The sequence below is a fragment of the Marinobacter sp. 1-3A genome, from assembly GCF_016597775.1.
Taxonomy (GTDB): Bacteria; Pseudomonadota; Gammaproteobacteria; order Pseudomonadales; family Oleiphilaceae; genus Marinobacter; species Marinobacter xiaoshiensis.
Window position 1 is genome coordinate 197,224 of record NZ_VCGZ01000002.1, and the last position, 20,383, is coordinate 217,606.

18 protein-coding genes are annotated in these 20,383 nt (G+C 54.8%); 8 read left to right on the forward strand and 10 right to left on the reverse strand.

The genetic code is table 11. The features are described from left to right. Nucleotides 1-113: 113 nt before the first annotated feature. Both FE848_RS04105 and FE848_RS04110 read left to right on the forward strand, forming a co-directional pair. Nucleotides 114-845 (forward strand): AraC family transcriptional regulator, encoded by a 732-nt coding sequence (locus tag FE848_RS04105; RefSeq protein WP_200201477.1) that lies wholly within the window; start codon nucleotides 114-116, stop codon nucleotides 843-845. An 85-nt stretch (nucleotides 846-930) separates the two neighbouring features. Further along, nucleotides 931-1,830, forward strand: coding sequence for a DMT family transporter (locus FE848_RS04110; RefSeq protein ID WP_200201478.1), 900 nt, complete (start codon nucleotides 931-933; stop codon nucleotides 1,828-1,830). A 378-nt stretch (nucleotides 1,831-2,208) separates the two neighbouring features. Here the strand turns inward: FE848_RS04110 and FE848_RS04115 are convergent, their stop codons facing one another. From FE848_RS04115 to FE848_RS04150, 8 genes are all read right to left on the reverse strand, one after another. Then, nucleotides 2,209-3,207, reverse strand: coding sequence for an RNA polymerase sigma factor RpoD/SigA (locus tag FE848_RS04115; protein WP_200201479.1), 999 nt, complete (start codon nucleotides 3,205-3,207; stop codon nucleotides 2,209-2,211). Nucleotides 3,208-3,319: 112 nt separating this feature from the next. Further along, complete coding sequence (locus tag FE848_RS04120) at nucleotides 3,320-4,762, reverse strand: aspartate kinase (RefSeq protein WP_200201480.1); 1,443 nt, start codon at nucleotides 4,760-4,762, stop codon at nucleotides 3,320-3,322. Nucleotides 4,763-4,813: 51 nt separating this feature from the next. Beyond that, nucleotides 4,814-6,082 (reverse strand): diaminobutyrate--2-oxoglutarate transaminase, encoded by a 1,269-nt coding sequence (gene ectB, locus FE848_RS04125; RefSeq protein WP_200201481.1) that lies wholly within the window; start codon nucleotides 6,080-6,082, stop codon nucleotides 4,814-4,816. Between the two features lie 76 nt (nucleotides 6,083-6,158). Further along, the gene (ectA, locus tag FE848_RS04130) at nucleotides 6,159-6,674 is read right to left on the reverse strand and encodes a diaminobutyrate acetyltransferase (RefSeq protein WP_200201482.1); all 516 of its coding nucleotides are present in this window, start codon (nucleotides 6,672-6,674) and stop codon (nucleotides 6,159-6,161) included. A gap of 149 nt (nucleotides 6,675-6,823) precedes the next feature. After that, on the reverse strand, nucleotides 6,824-7,777 hold the full coding sequence (locus tag FE848_RS04135) for a hypothetical protein (RefSeq protein WP_200201483.1): 954 nt from the start codon (nucleotides 7,775-7,777) through the stop codon (nucleotides 6,824-6,826). Beyond that, the gene (locus FE848_RS04140; protein WP_200201484.1) at nucleotides 7,774-9,180 is read right to left on the reverse strand and encodes a sodium:solute symporter family transporter; all 1,407 of its coding nucleotides are present in this window, start codon (nucleotides 9,178-9,180) and stop codon (nucleotides 7,774-7,776) included. Before FE848_RS04140 ends, FE848_RS04135 begins: the two co-directional genes overlap by 4 nt. 398 nt (nucleotides 9,181-9,578) lie before the next feature. Further along, nucleotides 9,579-10,547, reverse strand: coding sequence for a radical SAM protein (locus FE848_RS04145; protein WP_200201485.1), 969 nt, complete (start codon nucleotides 10,545-10,547; stop codon nucleotides 9,579-9,581). 23 nt (nucleotides 10,548-10,570) lie between these two features. Continuing rightward, nucleotides 10,571-12,763 carry an FAD-dependent oxidoreductase gene (locus FE848_RS04150; RefSeq protein WP_200201486.1) on the reverse strand — a complete coding sequence of 731 codons (2,193 nt, stop codon included), beginning with the start codon at nucleotides 12,761-12,763 and terminating at the stop codon, nucleotides 10,571-10,573. A 141-nt stretch (nucleotides 12,764-12,904) separates the two neighbouring features. Between FE848_RS04150 and FE848_RS04155 the strand changes: the two genes are divergently transcribed. Further along, on the forward strand, nucleotides 12,905-13,660 hold the full coding sequence (locus FE848_RS04155) for a lipo-like protein (RefSeq protein ID WP_200201487.1): 756 nt from the start codon (nucleotides 12,905-12,907) through the stop codon (nucleotides 13,658-13,660). A gap of 21 nt (nucleotides 13,661-13,681) precedes the next feature. Here FE848_RS04155 and FE848_RS04160 read toward each other — a convergent pair whose 3' ends face one another. Then, nucleotides 13,682-14,305, reverse strand: a complete 624-nt coding sequence (locus FE848_RS04160; RefSeq protein WP_200201488.1) for a YbhB/YbcL family Raf kinase inhibitor-like protein — start codon at nucleotides 14,303-14,305, stop codon at nucleotides 13,682-13,684. A gap of 153 nt (nucleotides 14,306-14,458) precedes the next feature. Here FE848_RS04160 and FE848_RS04165 point away from each other — a divergent pair, with 153 nt between their 5' ends. The 4 genes from FE848_RS04165 to FE848_RS04180 all read left to right on the forward strand — a co-directional run bounded on the left by FE848_RS04165 (nucleotide 14,459) and on the right by FE848_RS04180 (nucleotide 18,159). Continuing rightward, nucleotides 14,459-14,791, forward strand: a complete 333-nt coding sequence (locus FE848_RS04165) for an ankyrin repeat domain-containing protein (protein ID WP_200201489.1) — start codon at nucleotides 14,459-14,461, stop codon at nucleotides 14,789-14,791. A gap of 29 nt (nucleotides 14,792-14,820) precedes the next feature. After that, complete coding sequence (locus FE848_RS04170; RefSeq protein WP_200201490.1) at nucleotides 14,821-15,561, forward strand: spermidine synthase; 741 nt, start codon at nucleotides 14,821-14,823, stop codon at nucleotides 15,559-15,561. A 136-nt stretch (nucleotides 15,562-15,697) separates the two neighbouring features. Next, nucleotides 15,698-17,551, forward strand: coding sequence for a phospholipase effector Tle1 domain-containing protein (locus FE848_RS04175; protein ID WP_200201491.1), 1,854 nt, complete (start codon nucleotides 15,698-15,700; stop codon nucleotides 17,549-17,551). Continuing rightward, on the forward strand, nucleotides 17,548-18,159 hold the full coding sequence (locus tag FE848_RS04180) for a DUF2931 family protein (protein WP_200201492.1): 612 nt from the start codon (nucleotides 17,548-17,550) through the stop codon (nucleotides 18,157-18,159). The genes FE848_RS04175 and FE848_RS04180 overlap by 4 nt, the downstream gene beginning before the upstream one ends. 139 nt (nucleotides 18,160-18,298) lie before the next feature. Here FE848_RS04180 and FE848_RS04185 read toward each other — a convergent pair whose 3' ends face one another. Further along, a complete protein-coding gene (locus FE848_RS04185; RefSeq protein WP_200201493.1) occupies nucleotides 18,299-18,859 on the reverse strand; it encodes a TIGR00730 family Rossman fold protein in 561 nt (186 codons plus the stop codon). Nucleotides 18,860-19,046: 187 nt separating this feature from the next. Between FE848_RS04185 and FE848_RS04190 the strand changes: the two genes are divergently transcribed. Then, nucleotides 19,047-20,357, forward strand: coding sequence for an NAD(P)/FAD-dependent oxidoreductase (locus FE848_RS04190; RefSeq protein WP_200201494.1), 1,311 nt, complete (start codon nucleotides 19,047-19,049; stop codon nucleotides 20,355-20,357). The last annotated feature ends 26 nt before the right edge of the window (nucleotides 20,358-20,383 follow it).

The following is a 20,383-nucleotide window of genomic DNA, read 5'->3' on the forward strand; positions in this document are numbered from 1 at the left end:
TCACTTCGTCGTGGTCAGCCAGGCCTGACAGGGGTGATGTCTGGATGATTAAACTGAATTTCCAAGGAGTGGTTGTGTGAGGACTCTCAAATGTTTCTGATTATACTGGTGACATGAAGCATTCAGAGATTGGCCTGCACATACGAACGTACGATGATGAGGGGAAAAGTCACTCCCACGACCATCATCAACTGGTACTACCCTTAGCCGGAACATTATCTCTGTCAGTAGATGCCAGGGAAGGCGAGGTTGCTCAGCGTCGAGCAGCAATCATTCCCGCAGGAATTGGTCATGGATACGCTGCGACCGACGATAACCGGTTTTTGGTTGCAGACGTTCCCGAAGGCTTGGCCCCGGCGCTAGATAAGCTGCCTTGTTTCGTAGACCTAGATCCAGCATTGCTCCATTACGTCCAGTTCCTTCACGCACAGCTCCAAAATGGGACTGAGTCGGATTTTACCCAACATCAAATGCTACTCCTGCTTATTCAGTTGCTTCAGGAGCGCCATGGAAGTCAGCTAAAGCTGGACCGCAGAGTTCACGCCGCAAAACAATTTCTGGACGAAAACTTCAGCCGACGCTTGTCCTTGGCCGAAACGGCTGCCGTGGCACATCTGAGCATTCGGCAGTTGAACGATCTGTTTCGGCGCCAGGTCGGCATGACGCCGCATCAATACCTCACGGAGTTGCGAATGAAAGAAGCTTGGCGGCTTTTGGAGCAGTCGGGGCTCAGTCTCCAGCAAGTTGCTGACGCTGTCGGCTATTCGTCGTTATCAGCATTTAGCGACCGGTTCAGAGCCCACTTTGGCAAAGCGCCCAGCCACTTCCGCCGTATTTCGAAATAGTTCCGCCAGGATTCGAAAGTTTCTCTTCTTCGCACTGGATACCCTTCTGAAATCATTCACACATGAGAATTTCGGGGAGGGCTTCATGGCATCCGTTAACGCCGCAACCTGGATCGGGTCAATTTCGGTTCTGTTATGGGGCACTTTGGCATTGCTGACCAAGCTTTCCGGTGGCGAGATTCCAGAGTTTCAGCTCATGGCCATGACCTTCGGCATCGCTTTCCTGTTGATGTGCAGCCGTTGGATCTTCTCGGGGCATTCCGGTGTGCGTTATTTACGGCAGTCGCCACTTGCATGGTGCATCGGCATCGTTGGCTTGTTCGGTTATCACTTTGCCTACTTCAAGGCCATGACGCTGGCCCCTGCCGTTGAAGTCAGTCTTCTGGCTTACCTCTGGCCGCTACTGATCGTTCTGCTGTCGGCCTTGCTGCCAGGCGAGAAATTGCGAGCTCAGTACATCGTTGGGGCCATGGTTGCGCTGGCAGGTTGCTGGTTGTTGATCAGCCGTAATGCAGACGGATTTGCCTGGGAGAACCTGCCGGGTTACCTGGTGGCTCTGTCCTGCGCTCTGATCTGGTCATCTTATTCCGTTCTTAGCAGATTGGTTCGCTCGGTACCGACCGATGCAGTGGGCTGGTTCTGCGGTGTTACGGCCATTCTGGCGTTGGTCTGCCACCTTTTGTGGGAAGAAACGGTATGGCCGGAGGGCGCAACGGAATGGATTGGCGTGATCGGGCTGGGCCTCGGACCGGTGGGCGTAGCGTTCTTTACCTGGGACCATGGTGTAAAACACGGAAACATCCAGTTACTGGGAGCCCTGGCATACAGTGCGCCACTCATTTCAGTGATCCTATTGATCCTTGCTGGATTCGGCGAGGCTACGTTTGCCGTGTTGAGTGCCAGCATTCTGATTGTCATTGGTTCATTGATCGCGGGTCGTGCGAAAAGCCGGGCGGTTGCCGAGCCAGAAATGTTAAAAGACTAACTACCCCGAGGGAGCAGCGTGATGATTACTTGGGACGATTTTGAAAAAGTTGAACTGCGGATCGGACCCTTTTTATCGGAGTGCCTGGTCACTGGTGTGCAGACGGAGAAGGGCGCAGTTACTCTGGTAAGACCGGAGGCTCCAGTGGATAACGGGGAACGCTTGTTCTGAGTTTTGGCGGATTACACATCACTGGCCAAAGTCTCTTGTGCTGCAAATGGTGAGCAGATAGCTCACCGTTGCCGCGCTCCAAAAAACTTTCCGCCGATTCGCTGCCCCAAAAAAGCCGAAAAGCTCCGTTTACTAGACCAATGCAAATGTCCGCTTTGCGACCGAAGCCGCCAACTTATGATGTCATTACCACCACCGTGAAAAAACTCAGAGCCGGTAAAGCGCTTCCGGCCTATCGGCCAACGCCTGCAGCTTACGCAACGCCACTTTCTCTATTTGCCGCACTCTTTCCCGACTGATCCCCATATCGTCTGAAATTGCCTGCAGGGTATCGGGCTCTGACAAACCAAGACCATAGCGGCGAGAAAGGATTGCCTGCTCCCTGTCGGTAAGTTCACTAAACATAGCCTTCAAAGCACGGCGATGATCCCGACCAGACATTTTGTGCTCAGGGCTCGCCTGCTCACCCGTCCCAAGGCTATCACCCAAAGTGATGGAGCCATCCTCAACTAACGGCACATCCGTTGAAATCTCTCTCCTGGCAAGCGCCCTGAGCAGGCCTATACGCGATGGCGTTGCCTCCAACGCTCGTGCCAGCTCGGTTTGTGAGGGCACACGCCCAAGGCTCTGATGCATTCGCAGAGACACTTTCTGGAGGTTACGAATCTCTTCCACCACATTCTCTGGCGTATGAACCAGGCGCACACCCCGTTGCAGGCAGCGTTTTACCTCTTCACTGATCCACCAGTAGGCATAGGTGGAAAAACGGAACCCCTTGGTTGGATCAAATCGCTCAGCACCTTTGATCAGACCCACATTGGCATCCTGAATCAGATCAGACATGGGTATGCCTTGCTGGTTGTAGCGGCGAGCAATATGCACCGCCAAGCGCAAATTACTCTGGATGAGCTTGCTGCGACAGGCGCTTGCAAGATGGAAGGCACGACGGCACTTGGGTGAAAATGCGCAAGCATCGCCAAGGCTGCCGATAACAGCGCGGAAAGTTTGAGGGGTGTCGTCAGGCAGCATCAGTTCCGCGCTGATAACCCGGTAGCATCGTGTCAGTTTGCGAGAAAGGCGGCGCTCAGTCGCCTCTGTGAGCATTTCATACCGGGACGCATCCCTGAAATACAGCCCTACTACAGAATCCCTTTCACCATCGTTGGGCATTTTAGGAGACGGACCCAGCCTTTCGAAATTCGTCATGGCCTGGTACCGGTAGCAATTTACAGAGGATACGACCTCATGCCAAAGATGGATTCATCACAAGGCGCCCACACCCTGCAACGAATCCATCCTGGTTTTCAGTATTCAGTATTCAGGCGGCAACAATAGCGTAGCCGTGGTTGTGAGGTTCAACCAACGCACCGTGCAGCGCGATGATCGCTTTCTCGTAGTTATCTTCATCAACCACAAACTGGATATCAACCTGGCGCATACACTGGTGCATGGCCAGCACACTGATTTCTTCATCCGCCAGTGCTTTGACCGAACGCACGAGAATATCCGGTATTTTTATATCACTACCAATCGCTGAAACCACCGCCACTTTGCGGGTGCTGATTTCACCGTTGGGGAACTCCTGCTTCAACGCACTCACCACGCGTTTGACGTGCTTGAGCGTGCTACCCACGTAATGGGTGATGGTGTTGGCGTTGGTGTCCTTGGCCATAAAGCGCACTTTGAAGCGGCTCAGGATATCCAGAATACGACGGTCGGAACCCGGCTCGCCCTGCATGTCCTGATCGAACACCTCTATGGCGAAAACACCCTTGGCCCCGGCAATAATCTCGATCTGGGGCTTCTCACTGACGTAATCGCCGGTGATCAGGGTGCCAGTATGCTCAGGCTCAAAGGTATTCATCACCCGCAGCGGAATCTCCGCCTGGCGCAGGCCTTTGCCGGCGCGAGGGTGAATTGCTTCCATACCCAGGTTAGCCAGCTGGTCGGCCACGTCGTAGTTGGTACGGCCCAGAGGAACCACTTTATCGGCACCCACAATGTTGGGATCAGCCGAACTCAGGTGGTATTCCTTATGAATGATCGCTTCGCGAGCGTCGGTCATCACCGCCACACGGCTGAAGGTCATCTCGCTGTAGCCCCGGTCAAAGGTACGCATCAGGCCTTCTTTGCACTGTGCGTAACCGGTCACGATGGGCAATTCACGGCTCAGATCAACAGACTCGAATGTCTGCTTCAGCTTTTCGTCCAGCGGCAACAACTCGGTATCGCGCCAGCCGGTAAGGTCAACAAAACGTGCATTGATACCTTCCTGCTGAAGCTTCAATGTGGTGTTGAAGGCACTGTGCGCCTCACCAATGCCGGCAAGCATTTCACGAACCGTCAGCAAATGCTCTTCCAACTGGAACTGGCCGTATGAACACAAACGCTGCAAATCGATCAGACAGCCGCGAACGCCTTCAATACGGTCAGTAATGAACTGGTCCGCCTGCTGCCTCAGCATCGGGTCTTCAAACAGTTCGCTGTTAATATCGGTAATAAACTTGATGAGCTGGGTAAGGTCGTCACCCCACGCCCAATCCGATTCAGCATCGGCAAACAGAGCATAGACACCCGGCTCGCCGGTCTTTTTGTGCTCCAGCAGCTCGTTGGTTACTCCGGCGTATGCAGACACCACAAAAATACGCTGGTAGAGCTCTTCCTTGCTACGATCCGCGACAATAATATTGTCACGTACAGCTTCGTAGTTACTCATCGAAGTACCGCCGATTTTCTCGACGGTATGTAATTGGCTTGTCATATTCCTACCCTGGCTACCCTGCAGAATGAATGTCCTGAGTGCGCAAGCGTCTTACGACGCTTCGCGGATTCCTTCCTGCATGATTTCATCCACACTCTTTGCCAGCAACTCGGCACCCAGTTTCAGGTCGTCCTTGCTGGTTGTCAGCGGCATAAGGCACTTGATGACTTCATCATTCGGGCCGCTGGTTTCGATAATCAGGCCGTGCTCAAAGGCGCGTTTGGTAATCGGGCCGGTAATATCAGCATTGGTCGCCTCGATGCCCCGCATCAAGCCACGGCCCTTCATTTTGAACTCACCCGGATATTTATCGCAAATGGCCTTGAGCGCATCGCCAAGTACCTGAACCTTTTCCTGAACTTCTTTGGCAAAGGTATCGTCTTTCCAGTATGTCTCAATGGCAGCACGGGCGGTTATAAACGCCATGTTGTTACCACGGAAGGTTCCGTTGTGCTCACCCGAAGACCAGATGTCCAGCTCCGGCTTGAACAGCACCAGCGCCATTGGCAGGCCATAGCCACTCAGCGACTTGGAAACCGTTACGATATCCGGCTTGATACCCGCAAACTCAAAGCTGAAGAAGTTACCGGTACGGCCATTACCCGCCTGAATATCATCCAGAATCAGCAGCATGTCGTGTTTCTTACACAGCGCTTCCAGTCCTTTCAGCCACTCGGCACGGGCAGCATTCAGGCCACCTTCGCCCTGAACGGCTTCAACAATGACGGCTGCAGGCACTTCAACACCGGAAGAGCCATCTGACAGCACCTTGTCCATAATTTCCAGGGTGTCTACGTCTTCACCCAGGTAGCCGTCGTAGAACATGAAATCTACGTTGCCCAGCGGCACACCCACACCACCACGGTGGTGCTTGTTACCGGTAGCCGCAACAGCGCCCATGGTTACGCCGTGGAATCCATTGGTGAACGAAATGATTCCGGAACGGCCCTTTACCTTGCGGGCCAGCTTCAGAGCGGCCTCCACACTGTTGGTGCCGGTAGGACCAGTGAACTGAATTTTGTAGTCCAGGCCACGGGGATCAAGAATGTACTTCTTGTAAGCTTCCATGAAACCTTGCTTGGCTGTCGTAAACATATCCAGGCCCTGGCTAACGCCATCCGCCTCAATGTACTCAAGCAGTGCTTTTTTCAGTGTGTCGTTATTGTGGCCGTAGTTCAGTGAACCGGCGCCGGCCAGAAAATCCAGGTACTGCTTGCCGTCTTCCGTGTAAAGATGCGCGTTTTTGGCGCGGTTAAAAATCACGGGGAATGCGCGGCTATATACACGTACTTGCGATTCAGTGGACTTGAAAATTTCCATAATGTTACCTCTTTGCCTTCCGGCACTTTAATGCAGAATGATTGATTGATGGTTCTGATGTTGTTCGTGCGGGCACTCAGGGCTTCTTGGTAAACGGCCCAATGCGCAGCAGAAATTCAGAATCGTGCTTGCCGCCAAAATGAATGCCTTTCTCGAAGTGCTCATGGTGCTCAATCTCTGCGCCCATATCTCGCGCAAAGGAACGGAACAACGCCCATGAAGCTTCGTTATCGGCGGTAATCGTGGTTTCCATGTGGGTCACGTTTTTGCACGCTTCCCGGGCCACGATCTCTTTCAGCATCCGCTTGGCCAAGCCTTGACCGCGACCCTTTTCATGCACGGCAACCTGCCATACAAAAACGGTTTCGGGTTTTTTGGGGGGGATATATCCGGAAATAAAACCGACCAGATCGCCATCTTTCTCCGCAGCTACGCCTGTTTCGGCAAAATGGCTGCACTGCAGGAGGTTGCAGTAAATGGAGTTGGCGTCCAGTGGAGGGCACTCTGCCACTAACTGGTGGAGCCTGAAGCCATCATCCTTGGTGGGGGTACGAAGGGTGATGGCGGTGGTATTCGATCCTTCAGAAGTCATAACTTAAGTGGTTCGCTTTTAAAATTAAGCGTTAAATTATATAGACCACAAAATATATTTCAAGTCGGGCAGGGGAATTACGTCCCGGAAAACCCTGATACTCACTCTGAGAATAGTCTGAATCACTGCATTTGCCAACACCACAAAGATTATGACGCCGCAGGGAAAACAATCTCACCAGGGTTGAGCGAAGCGCCCTCGATAAGACGCCTCCGATAGGATATTGCTGCCGGCGAACCCGATGGCCAGAGTTGGTCGAACTGCTCCACCCATGCACTGACGTTATAATCTACAGGTATCAAATCCACGTGCAACCCGGCAACCGAAGGCAGGCCAGCCACAGGCTCAACTGCTGACACCGTGCGACTTATGCGCGTAATCAGCCCTCTTGCGTCTCCGCTCAGGTTGCCCATACCGGATGAGCCGTTATTGGCCACCGCACGAGGCCTCCCACAAACCCGGCCAGACCAAAGCACAGGGAGGCACGTATGGGTAGAGACCATTACATCTGCGCCGGATTCCCGAAACCACCCCTCAAGACTGCGTTCGTTGCCGGCAGCAAAGGATTCATGGGCCAACCCCCAACCAGCCAAAGACTCCGGATCGCCGTGCAAGACCAAAACCTTTAGTCCTCCAAACATCAAGCATTGATATCTTGGAAGAGCAGCCAACCGCTGCTGAATATCCGGGTGCGATCCGGCAAGTTTTTGTAGCCTCGAAATAATCTGATTGGAACGCTCAACCACACCCTGGCCCACAAATTCAGGGTAGGCACAGCCACACCCGGCACCGCTATTCGGAGTTGCCAGTTCATAATCCACGTTGCCCAAAATGGCCATATGGCTCAGTACCCGGCTGTTGATATCGCGGAACAGCTCATCACTGGCGTTAAACCAGTTGAAATCGCCGTTGAACACCAGCTTTACGCTGCGCCCCTGCCGCTCTTCTGCAAGGGCCATGTTCTCAATTTCATCCAGCGCAAACGGATTGCCGTAGAGCCCGCCAATTACATAAATAACGTCTTCAGCCACCGGCACAGGGTCGGCACACAAAACAGCGGGCTGATAACGATACGCCAGCGGGCAACTGCGGCCTTCCGTCATCGCGCTTCTCCGGCCGCCAAGGTTTTCCCGGCCAGCAGGCGCACCGCTAAAGGCAGGAAGAAGCCCGCGGTGCAGATCAGGAACCCATAGGCGTTAACGCCCAACAGCGTGGCGTACTTGCCATCCCCAATCGCCCAGTTCGCCGGAATAAGCCCCGCCGCCAAAAGAATGCCAAGCCCGAGGCCCGTCCAGAAACTGAGATGAAAACTCCACGGCGACCAGCGAGTGAACCCATAGAACAAAAACACCGGCGCCAGCCCCATCACCATAGTGCCGGAAACGGTCGTGGCCTTGAGAATATCGGTGCCCGCAAACATCGGCAGGTTGCCGATCACCGCAAACACCACCATCACCACCGCCCCCACGCGCATGCTTGGCAGGCGATCTTTCGCCCCACGCACCAGCCGTGGCAGATCCACCGCCAGTGATTTGGCCAGTGAGGTAAAGGTTGAATCCAGAGTAGAGCCCGCAGACGTCATCATCACCACACTCATGAAAAACAACGCCACCAATCCCAATGACTGCCCCACCGCCACCGGCGCATTGCCCATGGCCTCAATGCCGTTCAGGCGAGCGTGAACACCCACCAGGCTGAACAAAAACACCGCCACAAAGCCCAGCAAGCCTGCCACCACAAAGCTCTTGAGCATGGTTTTTTCTTTATTCACAAAGGCTCGATCAGTAAGCACCGGATCGTGAAACGGATAGCTGAACATCTGCAACAGGGCCACAAGCAACAGATCGAAGCCCGCATTCAACCGGAACTCGCCCTCGCTCAGCAAAGCGGAAGAATCGTTGGCCGGGATAATCATGAACAGCACCGCCCCCAGGAAAAACACAAACACGAACGTTTGAATCACATCCGTAAAAATCGAAGACCGCAGCCCGCCCTTCAGGCTGTAGGCCAGCGTAAACGCCGTGAACACCATCGCCGCGAGGTAATACTCCAACTCCCCGGGAAGCCCGAAGTAACCACCCACAACCGCCGTATTGCTCCAAACCTCGTTATACAACCGAATCAGAATAGCCGCCGCAAACGCCAACCCTGCAAAACGCCCAAACCGCGACGTAAGAAAATCCTGCAAACTCCGCGCACCCGTCTGCGTGCGAATCAGATAAATCACATACCCGGCCACCGGAATCGAAAGCCAGTAACTGGCATAAGCCAGCCCGCCAACCACCCCGTAATCCGCCCCCAGATTCGCCGCATTGGTCACCGACTTGGCAAAAATCCAACTAATAAAAATACTGGCCGTAAGCGACCACTGACCAACCGGATTACCCTGATCATCCGCGCCCTTGTAAAAAGACTCCGAGTTCCTGCTTTTCGGCGACAGCACATACATAACCACGCCATAAACCAGCAAGAACCCCCAAAACAGAGCGGCTTCTGTGATATTCACTGTTGTTTACTTCCTCGTTGTATTCCGGGGGCTACCTAGAGAACTTTATCCGGGGGCATTGTTCGTTTTTCTGGTTCAGAGGTGTCGGCACTGGTGGGGTTGGGGTCAAAAAACCGCCCGTGAACCCATCCATGGGGGGCTTGGTCGCGCCATCCCTGGCGCTCCACATTTTTTGACCCCAACCCCACCAGCACCTTGGCTGAACCAAGTTCTTTCGTTCCCCGACAAAAAAGGCGCCTGAAACACTTACATTTTTAAACCATGAGGCTCGCAAGGTGTTCCCGCGGTATGGGGGGTGACGTTTTATTTTCGCCGGAAAAAGATGTCTGAGCACAGCGAGTTGTTTTTCCAAGAAAATAAAACGTCACCCCCCATGCCGCCAACTCCCATGCCAAAAATCAAACAGGCGCCGAACAACTAGCCCCATAGCGGTAACAGGAAAAGCACCGATGATGCCGCAACATAATCCGCTCACCCATGCTCTCCGCCAGCGACCCACCCAAATCATACTCAGGGTCATCATCCACCAGCGTGCAAGCATAAACCCGCACCGAATCGCCCTTCTTCACCAACATCCGCGTATAAGTACACATGAAATGAGCACGACTCTGAGGCGTTGGATATTTCCCCATACACCCCTCAGTAATCTCAGGGCTACCATCCTCCGACCCCGGCGTACCCAAATCCGGGAACGCCGTAAACGCCAGATTCTCCGGAATTCTCCATTCCCGGAAAATCTCGCGGAAAGCCGCCTCCACCTCTGCCGGCACCTCACCTGCATCAGTCTGGCGAGCAACAGACACCTTGAACCCCTGCTCGATCAGCCAGTGAATCCCCTCCAGCGCCTGATCAAAACTTCCCTCACCGCGATCCTTGTCGTGACGGGCACGATCAGGAAAATCCAGGCTCACTCGGAAATGAATCGGGTAGGGGTTATCCAGCAACGGCAATACCTGATGCCGGCGCTTGAGTAACGGCTCAGTGGCATTGGTCAGCACAAAACAGGGCCGGTGCTGGCTGGCATAATTGAGAATATTCACAAAATCGCGAATCACGAACGGCTCGCCACCCGTGAAGGAAAACTGCTCCACGCCCATATCAATGGCTTCGTGGATAAACGGCTTCACATCGCTCAGCTTCATGCCAGGAATACGACCATCACCGGGATGACTGCCCTCCAGGCAGAACGGGCAAGCCAGGTTGCAGGCGGTGCCCGTGTGAATCCACAACTCTTTCAGCTTGTCCGCATCAATGTAACCCCGAGGGTCGCCATTGCGAGTGTGGGTCCAGCTGTCGCGGCCTCTGGGTGCCCGCACTTCTACCGCGAGTATGCGCTGCCTGGCAGGTCGTGTTTCAGTCAGGGGCATGGATGCTCCTTGATTCGGTGACATTACGGCGTCACGTTTGAAGTGTCGGGCAAGCTGCGTGGGCTTTTGCCACGTCGCCAACCGTGTAATTTTTCCAGCAACCTGAGAACCGTCTCGGGCGCATTGGCACGCTTCCACTCACCCGCAGCGTACTTGGCTGATTCGTTCCAGGTGGGGTACGGGTGAATCGTGCCCAAGATCTTGTTCAGGCCCAGGCCATGCTTCATGGCCAGCGTAAATTCCGCCAGAATTTCAGCGGCATGGGCGCCAACTACCACCGCACCAAGAATCTTGTCCTTGCCCGGCGGCGTGAGCACTTTGATAAAGCCGTAGTCTTCGCTGTCGGTAATCGCCCGGTCGAGATCGTCCAGGCCGTAGCGGGTTAACTCGTAAGCCACACCCCGCTCCTTCGCTTCCGCCTCACTCAGGCCCACACGAGCCACTTCCGGCGAGGTAAAAGTGACCCAGGGCATCACCCGATAATCCACCTTGAAGCGCTTGAACTGGCCAAACAAGCCGTTTACCGCCGCATACCAGGCCTGATGCGCCGCCGCGTGAGTAAACTGATATGGCCCAGCCACATCGCCACAGGCGAATACGTTGGGATATCGCATGCTCATGTCGTCGTCTACTGGCACAGTGCCGTTAGGCAAGGGTTCAATGCCAATCCGGTTTAGATTCAAGCCCGACGTATTCGCAGCGCGGCCCACAGCCACCAACACCTGATCGAACGGAATACGCACCTGCTCACCCTTGTGATCGCAGTAGGCAACTTTCTCACCGTCTTCCATGCAGAATTTTGTGGCCGCATGGTTCAGGCGCAGATCAATGCCATCGGCTTCAAACTGCTTTTTCACCACATCAGACACATCAACGTCTTCTTTAGCCAGCAAACGGTCATCCCGCTCCACCTGAATCACCTGGCTACCCAGCCTTGCAAACGCATGGGCCAGTTCCGAACCGATAGGCCCTCCGCCCAGAACCAGCAGCCGCTCTGGCTGCTCCTCCAGATCCCACAGGTTGTCTGAATTCAGCGGGCTCATTTCCGCCAGCCCGGGTATCGGAGGCATGGCCGGTTTGCCGCCGGTCGCAACCACGATGCTGCGCGCGGTCAGGCGTTCAGTGCGGCCATCATTGTGTTTTATTTCAAGCTCCCAAGGAGATACGAAACTGGCCTCACCAAAGATGCAGTCCACACCCAGTTTTTGATAGCGCTCGGGGGAATCGTGGGGCTCTATCTTGGCAATCACTTCCTTCACCCGGCTCATGATGTTTTTGAAGGAGCCCTTCACAGGCACAGATTCCAGCCCGTAACGGTTGGCATGGCGCATGGTGTCGGCGGCTTTGGCACTACGAATCAGTGCTTTGGACGGAACACAGCCAGTGTTCAGGCAATCGCCTCCCAGCTTGTGCTTTTCAATCAGTGCCACCTTGGCTTTTACGGCAGCGGCAATATAGGCCGTCACCAAACCGGCAGACCCTCCACCAATCACCAGCATGTTGTAATCAAAGGATTCCGGTTTTTGCCAGCCAGCGTAAACACGGCGACGACGAATAAAACCCACCACGAACTTGGCAATCAACGGGAAAACGCCCAGCAAGGCGAGGGAGATCAACAAATCGGCAGACACAATATCGGACGTAGACTGAACCTGGCCCAACTGGGTTCCGGCGTTCACATAGATGAATGTGCCAGGCAGCATTGCCACCCAACTTACCAGCGCATAGGTGCGCAGCTTCATTGACGTCAGGCCCATGGCCAGATTGATCAGGAAAAACGGGAATACCGGTACCAGCCGCAAGGTGGCGAGATAGAAAGCGCCGTCTTTCTCCACACCGCGATCCATCTTCGCCACGGTTTCCCGGTAGCGGGAACGCAGGGTATCGCGCATCAGGAATCTGGCAACGAGAAAGGCGAGAGAAGCCCCCACAGTAGACGCCAGGGAAACCGCCAGCAGCCCGTATATGTTGCCAAAAAACCCACCGCCAGCGAGGGTCATAATTACCGCGCCAGGCAGGGAAAGCGCCGTCACCACCACATAAATAACCATGTAGCCTGCAACCGCCAGCAGCAGATTTGCCTCAATCCATTGGGCCAGGCTTGCCTGATGGGACTGCAGGTTAGCCAGGGTGAGCAGTTTATGGCCGTCCAGACCAATAAAAACGCCAACCACGGCCACAATGGCCAGAATCAGTATCAGCTTGCTTCGATTCATGTCTAAGCCTGTAAGAAATGTTTAGAACAATACGTTTGTTGCTGTGACACGATCACCGCCCAAATGTTGCAGCGCACATGAAACGAATTTGAAAAGCTATCCTGAAGACAGAAAGCCAAATATACACAACCGGAGTGAAGAATGTTTCTGAACTGGCTAGCGAAGCATCTCGCCGCCTACCTTTCCAAGCAGGTAGCGCAGCACCCTGTGGCCACCTCAACCTACGAGGCCGTGGCAAAGGCGCTCAGGCCCGGAGATGTCTTGCTTGTGGAGGGTGACACCCGCATTAGTGTGGCGATAAAGTACCTGACCCAATCCACCTGGTCTCATGCGGTTCTTTATCTGGGGCCCGATGCCGGTCTGGGAACATCAGAAAATGGCGAGCCCCACACGCTGATTGAGGCAGACCTGGAGGTTGGCATTCGCACGCTGCCGCTATCCTTCTATCGCAACAGCCATACCCGTATCTGTCGCCCTGTAGGACTGGATGACGAAAGCATTCGCATGCTTACTGACTATGCCCTGAGCCGACTGGGCAACCGGTACGATCTGAAAAACGTGTTTGATCTGGCGCGCTATCTCATCCAGACGCCACCGGTTCCTTCACGGCACAGACACAAATTACTATCCCTCGGCAGCGGCGATCCAACACGCACGATATGCTCCACGTTTATTGCAGAGGGTTTTCAGCGCCTGCGCTACCCCATACTTCCGACCATAGACACCATTCCTTCTGACGACCCCAACTGCCGGGACTGCATTCGTGAGCACTACCGAATCCGGCAAACATCCTTGTTTACACCAAGGGATTTCGATGCATCGCCGTACTTCCAGATAATCAAACCAACGTTGGAAAACAACTTCGATTTCAGAGCCATCGACTGGGCAGACTTATAAGCTGCCCATTACCGATCGGCTTTAACGCAAATCCGGGTTCAGCGTATAGGTTCCGGTCACTCTCGCACTGGCCAATACGTGACCTTTCATGGCCTTGCGCACCGCCTCGCCATCAAACTCACCAGAAAGCCCCAACGACTCCACATCCAGCGCATGCACTTCGTAATGATAGTGGTGCAGCAGCTCATCATTCCAGGGCGGGCAGGGGCCATCGTACCCGGTGTAAGTGCCGGCCATGTCAGGGTTGCCTGCCAAAAACTGGGTAAAGTTATTCACCCCGCGCAGGCCAAACACGCCATCAGCGCTGTCTTTGCCTTTTGGCGTAACGCCATCACTGTCTTCGCCTTCCGGAATGCGACTAACACGGGCAGGAACATCCACCAGCAGCCAGTGGAAAAAATCAACCCGTGGAATATCCTTTGAAATGGTTTTGCCTTCCTGGTTTGCATCGTCCGCCACACTGGGTACATCCGGGTCGAACATCATAATCACAAAGCTTTTAGTGCCTTCCGGTACATCTTCCCAGGACATTCCCGGGTTCCGGTTAGGGCCAAAACTCATGCGATCTTCCGGGTGGAACACGCCGAACGCGAATAGATCCGGGATCGGCTTACCCTCTTCAATCCCCTCAACGTTCAGTTTCATGGTGCCTTCTCCTGTCAGTTATTGCTGTTATTAGCTTAGATATATTCTACCGATTGTGTCTGAGGCTAACTCATTCTGTGATAAAAGGTTGTATCAACGGTATCGTACTCGTGTCTACAACCACTGTTCAGACATCATTTAAATGGAGCCAAGATGAGCGAACACAAGCCCGGCCAGCCGCAGCAACCAGAGAACCAAATGGATGAAGATGCCATCGCCTTCGCCCAGGGTATTTTTGAACTGGCACGCAACGGTGGTGCCGGCCCTCTCAGTATAATGCTGGATGCCGGCGTTCCGGTGAACATGCGCACCAGTAACGGCGAAAGCCTGCTCATGCTTGCCGCCGGCAACGACCATGCAGATACAGTGCAACTTCTGCTGGAAAAAGGCGCCAACCCGGAATTACAAGACGCCGAGGGCAATACTGCATTAAGCCTGGCCCGCGCCAATGGCAACCAGAACGCGATCAAGCATCTGAACCGCTAGCACCCCGGATTTTTCTCAAAGAGCAACGCATGTTCAACAAAGGCGATATTATTCACCACAGCCGGGACAAACTCGGCAGTATTCTGGTGATCGACTACCGCAAACACCGGGTACTGACCTTTAACTCAGTGTTTGAGCAAAGCAAGATCGACCGGCGCTACCCTCACGTTCCGGTGCACGAATACAACCGCGCCATGTTCCTGCCCGCCGCTTTCAAAAGCCCGCAGCACGTCACCATATTGGGGCTCGGCGGTGGTGTAATGGCCAGTGCTTTCCATCATCTATATCCCGACTGCCGCATACACGCTGTTGAGTTGCGCGAAGCTGTGCTCTACGTGGCCCGGGAATACTTTGATCTACCCGATAGCAACCGCATTGAAGTGACCATTGCCGATGCCCGCAATGCCCTGAGCAACATCCCTGAAAGCAGTACGGATTTAATTCTGGCCGACCTGTACAGCGCAGACCGCATGAGCCCCGCACAGGCGCAACGCCAGTTTTTAGAAGGCTGCAGCCGGGCGCTGAGCGACCATGGCTGGTTGGTGTTGAACTACCATCGCTCCCCGGATCCCGAAGGGCCTTACTTCCGCCAGCTGAAAAAGCACTTTGCCGTGTTACTGGCTTTCAAGAGCAAAACCAACAACACCATTGTGTATGCCAGCAAAAAACCCTTTGAGGCCATACACCCGAAGGATCCTGCGCTGGCCAGCCTGGAAAAACGCCTGCCTATTGGCTGGAGCCAGTTAATGGGCAAGGTGATCCGGCTTTAACTTCATCGGGCGCGCCCTCGTCAAGTTCTCATGGCCGGTCATGGTAACCCCCCAAAAAAACGTATAATCTTTTCCCTTACGGATACAAGCTGGTTTGCGGAACTAAACCGGTCATCACCCAAGGAAGGAATGCCCCATGAGCAACCTCGAGGTCGCCTGCATTGGCGACACCCACGTTTGCCCCATCCCCGGCCACGGCAGTAGCCCCATAATCGCCAACGGCGCGACAGCCAGCCTGGATGGCGTGCCCATTGCCCGGGTGGGCGATGCCTGCGGCTGTGGCGCGAAAATCATTCAGGGTTACCCTCTGGCCTTTTTAGATGGCCGCCCTCTGGCCCATATGGGCAGCCCGACCGACCACGGCGGCCAGATTATCACCGGCAAACCCCGTCTCATCCTGGGCCTGGCCACGTCCACAGCACCAATAGTGGATTTCGCCAAGGCAGGGGCGCTGGACAGCCAGGGACAACTAACCCCCGAGGCCAGACGGGCTTTGAATACAGACCCTGCAGGCTTTGTTGAATGGGCCAAAGCCAAAGGCGCGCTGGTAGACGCAGGCCTGGGAAGCACAAACCCGGATGAAACTGAGGCCTCGAAGCACCCCGACGACGGCCAGCGCACCACAGTGACCGTTGAAGCAGGCATCTTCTTCGACGGCACTGGTAACAACAGCGACAACACCGGTGCCTTCGAGCGAAAAGTGGATGAGTGCCTGACCGCTCAGGCCGCGGGCGCCATCAGTGAGGAAACCTGCAGTGCCGAAATCTCACAGCTGATGGAGGGGAGTTACCTGAATGCTGAGACTAATGTGGCGAAGCTGCGGGATCTATACTTACCCTCCTCCAGCCTTACGTCAGACACTGAAAGTCACCAGTTTCCTATATACGTCTCAGGCGTCGGCACCAAATCAGGCAAAGATGACGACGCCTGGGCAATGGGAACCGGCACAGGTGAGCTTGGCATTCTCGCGAAGATGGCATTAGCATGCGATGAATTTGCAACCTTCATCTCCCGTGAAACACGTGGTTCAATCGACGAGCTGACTCTTGATGTCTTCGGCTTCAGCCGGGGAGCTGCCACTGCCCGGCATTTTGTGAACGAGGTGAGAGACGGTGCCAGCGGTGCTTTGGGGCAGGCGTTCCAGAAGCAGGGCATTGCCTGGCCCAAAAAAGTGACCATCCGTTTTCTGGGCCTGTTTGACACTGTTGCAGCTGTTGTAGACATACTGGACGCCGACTTCTCTGCCCACAATGCTCATAATGGCAAGGTGCGCGTGGACATTGCCGCTGAAACGGTGAAGCGGGCCGTACACCTGACCGCCCGGGATGAATGGCGCTACAACTTTTCCCTCAACAGCCTGAGGGCGCCGGATGGCAGCCTGCCGGATCACTTTGACGAGTGGGTGCTGCCCGGCGCCCATTCCGACATAGGGGGCGGATACCCCGATAACTTCCATGAACGCATTCAGGTAGCCTTGCCCCGCAAGTTTATCGGCCGCTTCCCCAGAGACAGTTATGAGTACACAAGAATCCTGATGGATCGCAAGCGCATAGTCAGCGAAGGCTGGTTGGGGCCATACAACCCGGGCGGCACACTAACCATTGAAGAAGCGTATCGGCGGCAGCTGAAAGAGGGGGAAGTGGAACTGCAGTTCCGCCTCTGGCTGGACCGCAGGATACAGGCGGAGTACTCACGAATAGCCTTGCGGCAGATGTACCGGTTAGCAAAAAATGCGGGTGTGCCGCTAGATCCCATAGATCCGGCTGATCCAGATATCGTCTTACCAGATGAACTCCAATCTATAGCGACCAAGATCACCATTCACATCAACGAAGGTCGGCCTCTGGAGCTATCTGCTGCGGAGGAAGCTCTGCTTCACCAACGCTATATTCACCATTCAGCCCATTACCAGGTTTCCGGGCCACTTTTTCCATTCAAACCTGCCCCCGACAAGGTGCGGGGCGTACACCCAAACAAGGGGCTCCAATGATCAAAAAGCTCGTCATCCTCTCCGTTGTGTTCTGTGCAAGTGTATTAACGGGTGGCTGCTCTCTAGCGGGCACCCCTGAATGGGATCATCCGGTGAAGTACCGGCTTCGTGTCAGTGTGCCCCGACACTACGATGCGTGGGTCAAACCGGTGCAGTTTGAAGCAACTGGGAAACGAGCCTGGTGGCACCCGGTTGGCATCACCACTTGTTGCTGGAAGGCGCCTGGTAACGGGAACGCGCACCTGGAACCCATGCCCGACTATATCCACGTCACCTGGTTTTCCTTTGCCGAGCAGCAATCCTATACCCGGCTGATACATATCCCGGATCCCGAAGTCCTGCGTGAACGAATGGAGCAGCCCGCACCGGTTCAAAGGAATGGGAAAACCATCAACATGCCCCGCGACACCTTGGTTTTGGGGCTTGCCCCCGGTGGCACAGTTGTCCTGTGGATTATGAACTGGGCCGAGACGGCCATCGAAGTGGGGCGTTATAAAGCGGTCAAAATAGAAACTCACCCTGAGCACTATGAGAAGAGAACCGAACGCTATTTATCGGATCACGGTGACTACCTTAGAGAGCACGGCCTGCAGCTGGATCGGTGGTAGGCATTAATCGCCCAGGATACCAAGAAGCGCACAGACAGTAGATCCGAAGCCTGTCGCCAACTCAGCCCACTACCACGTTTCCGGACCATTCTTCCCATTCAAACCTGCCCCCGACAAGGTGCGGGGCGTACACTCCGCCTCAGGTCCACTTCTCCGGCGGCGCCGTGTAGCCATTAAAGCCCTCTATCAGCGCCGCCGGTGTATCGGCCAACACAATCATGTCGAGGTATTGCTGCTTGACGAACCCGGAAGCCACCATGGTTTTAACCATCTCAAGCTGCGCGTCGTAAAATCCATTCACATTATAGAAAGCGCAGGGCTTTCTGTGAAAACCAAGCTGCCCCCAGGTCCACACCTCGAAGATCTCTTCCAGTGTGCCAATGCCCCCTGGCAGGGCCACAAAGCCATCGGCCAGCTCTGCCATCTTCGCTTTGCGCTCATGCATGCTGTCTACAACAAAAAGCTCTGTAAGACCCGGATGCGCCAGCTCCCTGTTAACCAGATGCTGCGGAATCACGCCAAAAACCTTGCCTCCGGCTGCCAATACCGCATCAGCAACAACGCCCATAAGGCCAACATGCCCGCCACCAAACACCAGGTCTATCCCGTTATTACCGAAGAACTCGCCCAGCTCTCTGGCCTTTTCAATATAGAGCGGCTCATTACCTGAACGGGAACCACAGTAAACTGCTACTTTCATATCTTCCTGTCTCTTGCTGTATTTCAAATGATTAATGGGCCTTCCGACCAATTGTGCAGCCTGCCCGGCGCGCGTTAGTATTATCCCCGCAGCACCCGTATCCTACCTGTAAGCCAGCCCCAGTGACGACAGCCAAGCGTTTTTCCGCAAGAGCGTTTGGCTTTCATTACTTAAAGGTCTGAACGCTATGGATAACCTTCATCACATTGTGGTGGTCGGCGGTGGTGCCGGCGGCCTCGAACTTGTTACCAGCCTGGGCAGAAAACTCGGCAAAAAAGGCAAAGCCCGCATTACCCTTGTTGATGCCGGCCTGACCCACGTGTGGAAGCCCCTGCTGCACGAAGTGGCCTCCGGCTCACTGGATGCCAACTCCAACGAAGTGAACTACCGGGCCCACGCCCGCAGGCACCACTACGAATTCCAGCTCGGCCGCATGAATGGCCTCAACCGTGAGGCCAAAGAACTGGTGATCGCCCCCTTTTTTGATGAGGAGGGCATTGAAGTAGTACCTGAGCGCCGACTGAAGTACGACACGCTGGTGATTGCCGTAGGCAGCACCGCTAACGATTTTGGCACTCCCGGTGCACAGGAGAACTGCCTGTTCCTCGACAGCCTGAAGCAGGCACGGCGCTTCCACAACCTGATGCTCAACGCCTTTTTGCGCAAAAACCACGAAGCCATGCAAGGCGGGGCTCACGCCCTCAACATAAGCATTATAGGCGCAGGCGCCACAGGGGTTGAGCTGGCTGCAGAACTGCGAATGGCATCACGGGAACTGCCCGTTTACGGCATGAACCACCTGAAAGCCTCCGATGTATCCATTACCGTAATTGAAGCCGCCGACCGGATTCTACCGGCGTTGCCGGGGCGGCTATCGGCAGCCGCCACCAAAGAGCTAGGCCGCCAACACGTGAAAGTACTCAATGGCCAACCCGTAAGCGAAATTCGCCCTGGCCTTGTGGTACTGAAAGACGGCACCGAACTGCCCTCAGAAATGACCATCTGGGCCGCTGGCATTAAAGCGCCTGCATTTTTGGCCGACCTCGACGGGCTGGAATCCAACCGCAGCAACCAGCTAATAGTGCACCAAACCCTGCAAACCACCCAGGATACAGACATATTCGCCTTCGGCGACTGCGCAGCCTGCCCGCAGCCGAATTCTGACCGCCCCGTAGCGCCCCGCGCCCAGGCGGCACACCAACAGGCCGACACCCTGTTTAAAACCCTGTGCAACCGGCTGGAAGGCAAGGATGCGGAGCCCTTCGTGTACAACGACTATGGCTCACTCATCAACTTCAGCCACTACACCACCGTAGGCAACCTGATGGGCAACCTCTCTGGCCGCAGCATGTACATTGAAGGCAAGATGGCCCGGCTGTTTTATGTATCGCTGTACCGCATGCACCAGGTGGCCTTGCACGGCTTTCTGCGCACGGGCGTGATCTGGTTTATGGATAAGATTAGCCGGGCTATGCAGCCGAGGATGAAGTTGCATTGATGGGCTAACTGAAAACGCATTGGCGA

Excerpts from the sequence above, each read along its gene's own strand:
- FE848_RS04105 (WP_200201477.1), top strand. The coding sequence starts at position 114 with ATGAAGCATTCAGAGATTGGCCTGCACATACGAACGTACGATGATGAG.
- ectA (WP_200201482.1), bottom strand. The coding sequence starts at position 6,674 with ATGACTTCTGAAGGATCGAATACCACCGCCATCACCCTTCGTACCCCC.
- ectB (WP_200201481.1), bottom strand. The coding sequence starts at position 6,082 with ATGGAAATTTTCAAGTCCACTGAATCGCAAGTACGTGTATATAGCCGC.
- FE848_RS04180 (WP_200201492.1), top strand. The coding sequence starts at position 17,548 with ATGATCAAAAAGCTCGTCATCCTCTCCGTTGTGTTCTGTGCAAGTGTA.
- FE848_RS04145 (WP_200201485.1), bottom strand. The coding sequence starts at position 10,547 with ATGCCCCTGACTGAAACACGACCTGCCAGGCAGCGCATACTCGCGGTA.
- FE848_RS04155 (WP_200201487.1), top strand. The coding sequence starts at position 12,905 with ATGTTTCTGAACTGGCTAGCGAAGCATCTCGCCGCCTACCTTTCCAAG.
- FE848_RS04190 (WP_200201494.1), top strand. The coding sequence starts at position 19,047 with ATGGATAACCTTCATCACATTGTGGTGGTCGGCGGTGGTGCCGGCGGC.
- FE848_RS04135 (WP_200201483.1), bottom strand. The coding sequence starts at position 7,777 with ATGACGGAAGGCCGCAGTTGCCCGCTGGCGTATCGTTATCAGCCCGCT.
- FE848_RS04120 (WP_200201480.1), bottom strand. The coding sequence starts at position 4,762 with ATGACAAGCCAATTACATACCGTCGAGAAAATCGGCGGTACTTCGATG.
- FE848_RS04160 (WP_200201488.1), bottom strand. The coding sequence starts at position 14,305 with ATGAAACTGAACGTTGAGGGGATTGAAGAGGGTAAGCCGATCCCGGAT.
- FE848_RS04175 (WP_200201491.1), top strand. The coding sequence starts at position 15,698 with ATGAGCAACCTCGAGGTCGCCTGCATTGGCGACACCCACGTTTGCCCC.
- FE848_RS04185 (WP_200201493.1), bottom strand. The coding sequence starts at position 18,859 with ATGAAAGTAGCAGTTTACTGTGGTTCCCGTTCAGGTAATGAGCCGCTC.
- FE848_RS04150 (WP_200201486.1), bottom strand. The coding sequence starts at position 12,763 with ATGAATCGAAGCAAGCTGATACTGATTCTGGCCATTGTGGCCGTGGTT.
- FE848_RS04115 (WP_200201479.1), bottom strand. The coding sequence starts at position 3,207 with ATGACGAATTTCGAAAGGCTGGGTCCGTCTCCTAAAATGCCCAACGAT.
- FE848_RS04170 (WP_200201490.1), top strand. The coding sequence starts at position 14,821 with ATGTTCAACAAAGGCGATATTATTCACCACAGCCGGGACAAACTCGGC.
- FE848_RS04110 (WP_200201478.1), top strand. The coding sequence starts at position 931 with ATGGCATCCGTTAACGCCGCAACCTGGATCGGGTCAATTTCGGTTCTG.
- FE848_RS04165 (WP_200201489.1), top strand. The coding sequence starts at position 14,459 with ATGAGCGAACACAAGCCCGGCCAGCCGCAGCAACCAGAGAACCAAATG.